Below are 4018 nucleotides of genomic sequence, written 5' to 3'. Positions count from 1 at the left end.
TCCCATGCCCACGAGGGCAGCGGTCACGCTGAGCATCTCCGGCATGCCCGGGCCTCCTTTGGGACCTTCATACCGGATGACGATGATCTCTCCAGGTTTAATTTTATTGGTGAAAACTGCTTCCCGCGCGGAATCCTCGGTGTCAAAAACTCGGGCCGGTCCGGTGTGCGTCATAATCTTTTCTGACACTGCCGATTGCTTCACCACAGCCCCTCCGGGAGCGAGAGAACCCCGCAGAATGGCAATTCCTCCTTCCTTACGAAGGGGTTTTTGCCGGGAAAGGATGACTTCCGGATTTCGATTTTTTACGCCAGCAAGATTTTCCCGCAAGGTCTTCCCGGTGACGGTGAGAACGTCAAGGTCCAGAAGGCCCAGGAGTTCGCTCAGCACGGCAGGCACTCCTCCTGCATCTTCCAACCCCAGCATGGGAAATTTGCCGCTAGGCTTAATATTGCAAATAAAAGGGGTACGGCGGCTGATCTCGTCAAAAGTTTCCAGGGAAAGGGGAATATCCAATTCATTGGCCAGAGCCAGGAGGTGGAGTACGATGTTGGTGGACCCGCCGAAGGCCATACTGGCTGTGATGGCATTCTTCAAAGCCGATATCGTGAGGATCTGGGAGGGTTTCAAATCCTTTTCCCAGAGGCGGAGGATCTGTTCTCCACTTTCCCGGGCAATCCGTAACTTCTTGGCGTCCACTGCATGAGCCGTTCCACATCCTGGGAGGGAAAGGCCCATGACCTCGGTCAGGCAGCTTGTGGAGTTGGCCGTACCCATCATGGAGCAGGATCCAGGCCCCGGACAGAGGCTGAGTTCAATTTCCTGGAAATCTTCAGCGGTGATCTCTCCCCTGAGCATTCTTCCGTGTGCCTCCCGCGCAGCGGGAAGGACCAGCTGGTCTCCCCGGAAACGGCCGGGCATCATCGGCCCGCCGGTGATCATGATGGCCGGGACATCCAGGCGGGCGATGGCCATCCAGCTCGCCGGGACGATCTTATCGCAGGAAGCCAGAACCACAATGGCATCAAAGCGGTTGGCATCCACGGCCAGCTCGATGGAGTCGGCGATGAGGTTCCGGCTGGGAAGGATGCGCCTCATTCCTAAATGACCTTGGGCGATCCCGTCGCAGAGGGCGATGGTGTTCATTTCGAAAGGAACGCCCCCCGCCATCCGGATGCCTGCTTTGGCTGCTTCAGACAGGGATCGCAGATGAACGTGCCCGGGATTCATTTCCGTCCAGGTGTTGATAACCCCGATAAACGGCTTATCAAAATCCTTATCCGTCAGCCCCAGAGAGCGCAGGAGTGCCCGGTTGGCGGCCCTGGCGTCTCCCCGGTGCAGCATATCGCTTCTTTTTTCCATCCCTGAGTCCTCTTTATGTCTGCGCAGCCCTATCTTTCTTTTGCCGAGCTTTCTGTAGGATGATCACAACCAACAACAAAACCACCCCCATGATATCCGTATAAATACCTGGCTTGATCAAGAGAATGGCTCCTGCGACCAGAAGTAAGCGTTCCACCACATTGGTCTCCCGAATGAACCACCCGATGAGGCCAGCGGCCAGCATGACGACCCCGATTGTGGCGGTAATAAAGGTAGACAGAATCTCCCATAGGGAGCCAACGAAAAGAAGAGATGGTTCATAGACGAACATAAAAGGGATGATAAACCCGGGGGCGCCGATCCGGACGGCGGCCAATCCGGTTTTCCACATATTGGACCCGGCCAGGCCTGCTCCGGCATAAACGGCCAGGGCGACGGGGGGTGTGATCGCCGAGATAATGGCATAATAGAAGACAAACATGTGGGCTGCAATGGGGACTATGCCCAACTTGATCAAACCCGGAACGAGCAATGCCGCCATCACGATATAAGCCGCCGTGGTCGGTAAACCCATGCCCAGGATAATTCCGGCGATCATGGTGAAGAGAAGAGCGGGAGTCAGAGATTCACCCGCTAGATACAAAACAAAGCCCGTAAATTTGAGGCCCAGCCCGGTTAGGTTCACGATTCCAATGATGATGCCGGCACAAGCACAGGCGCAGGCCACTTGTAAAGCTCCCTTCGCTCCGTTTTCCAGAGCATCTAGGATCTTCTCAAGGCCCATTCGCGTTTCTTTCTTTACGTTGGCGAGAATGAGGGCGGCGATGATGGAGAAGATACACGCATACATGGGGGTGTAACCTTCGAACAAGAAATAAAGCATGACCGCCACCGGCAGAAGGAGATGGCCTCGACTCAGCATGACCGCCGCAAGGCGCGGTGGGGCTTCGAGCATTCCCCTGAGGTCTGTCCGGACGGCCTCGAAGTGAACTGCCATGAATACGGAAAGATAATAAAGAATAGCCGGGATGATTGCATGCTTGCAAACCGTAAGGTAAGGGATGCCCATGAATTCAGCCATGACGAAAGCGGCTGCCCCCATGACCGGCGGCATGATCTGGCCCCCCGTAGAAGCCGTTGCTTCTACGGCGCCGGCGAAATGAGGCTGGAATCCCGTCCGCTTCATCATGGGGATTGTAAATTGGCCAGTCACCATGACATTGGCGACCGCGCTCCCCGAGATCGTCCCGAAAAGCCCGCTGGCGACGACGGCGATCTTCCCGGGGCCTCCAGCGGCCTTTCCCGTGGTGGCCGCAGCCAGTTCCATGAAAAACTGGCCGGTTCCGGACTTTTCCAGAAAGACACCGAAGATCACGAAGAGGATGACATAGGTGGCTGAAACTCCTAAAGGAATGCCGAAAATCCCTTCGGTGGTCATGTAAAGCTGGTCAATGATGGCCTCTGTGTTGAAGCCGGCATGACGCATAAGGCCCGGAAGAGAGGGGCCAATGTAGGCGTAAATGAGGAAACATATGGCGGTGATCGGCATGGCTGAGCCGATGCTCCTCCGTGCCGCCTCCAGCAAGGCCAGAACAAATAAGATCCCTACGGCCATATCGGCGGGGCTGAGGGGGTGGACGTAGGGATAGCGAGTAATGAAATATTCATAATTGAGGAAAATGTATAGAATCCCGCCGAGGGAAATTCCCAAAAAAACAAAATCTCCCAAACGGCTGATATATGCCCCTTTTTCTTTCCTGAAGGGATAGAGGAGGAAGATCAAAACCATGGTGAACATGAGATGAATCGAACGATGCAGCAGAGCCTCGGGAGCTCCAAACGCTCCGGTGTAGAGATGGTAGGACGACATCACGATGGCGATCCATGTTGCGATCTTGGCCAAAATTCCCAGCTTAGCGGTCATAGATCCTCCTTCTGATATTTCCAGAAGCCGATGATCATTAAGGGGAAAAGAACGGCAGGGCCGAAGACCCTGCCGCCAGAAAAATGAATCTCCAATCCTCTGCGATTACAGCGCCCCGACTTCCTTATAATATTTGAGCGCTCCGGGATGGAAGGGGATGCCAATATCCATCGCCAGGTCTTTTGCCGTCACTCCTTTCATGTCTTTGACCACATCCCCATAGCGGGGAAGATTTTTCACCATTGTTTTGGTAATCTTATAGACCAAGTCATCGGGAAGTTTGGCGCTGATGATGAGGTGAGTGAAGAATCCAAACCCGTGAACGTCATAATCAACACCCTGGTAAGTTCCCTTGGGAATGTCCCGTCGAATGTATCCGGCGTTGATTTTCTGCATGGCTTTGATCTTGTCATCCGGCAAACTAATCAAGCGGATTTTTCGAGTGGACGCCAGGTCCATAATCGAAGCCTGTGGTACCGTCGTGCATAGAAGCCACCCATCGCAATGGCCATCCTTCATCAGGGCCACAGCATCGCTATAGCCTACATGGTGGACTTTGGACATATCCTTGTAGGAAAGGCCATAGATTTCTAAAACCTGAGTGGCCGCAAACTCCCCCGTATGGCCTTTGGGACCTGGAGAAATCGACTTACCCTTCAGGTCGGCTATGGATTTGATCCCTTTATCTTCTAAGACCACGATCTGGAAATACTGGGGATATAGATTGGCCAACTGCCTCATCTGAGTCATTTTTTGCTTGAAAGGTGGCCG

General features: G+C 54.0%; 3 protein-coding genes. All 3 read right to left on the bottom strand.

The features are described 5' to 3' along the window. Positions 1 to 1362, bottom strand: a 1362-nt coding sequence (locus Q7V48_15535; protein MDO9212135.1) for a dihydroxy-acid dehydratase, incomplete at its 3' end; no start/stop codon positions are given. Positions 1363 to 1375: 13 nt separating this feature from the next. Continuing rightward, positions 1376 to 3247: a TRAP transporter permease gene (locus Q7V48_15530; GenBank protein ID MDO9212134.1), complete on the bottom strand. Its 1872-nt coding sequence runs from the start codon at positions 3245 to 3247 to the stop codon at positions 1376 to 1378. Between the two features lie 105 nt (positions 3248 to 3352). Next, positions 3353 to 4018, bottom strand: a 666-nt coding sequence (locus tag Q7V48_15525) for a TAXI family TRAP transporter solute-binding subunit (GenBank protein ID MDO9212133.1), incomplete at its 5' end; no start/stop codon positions are given.

Source organism: Deltaproteobacteria bacterium (assembly GCA_030654105.1).
Lineage (GTDB): Bacteria > Desulfobacterota > SM23-61 > SM23-61 > SM23-61 > JAHJQK01.
Note: the sequence above shows the minus strand (reverse complement) of the source record. Positions and strands in the feature narration are given on the sequence as shown.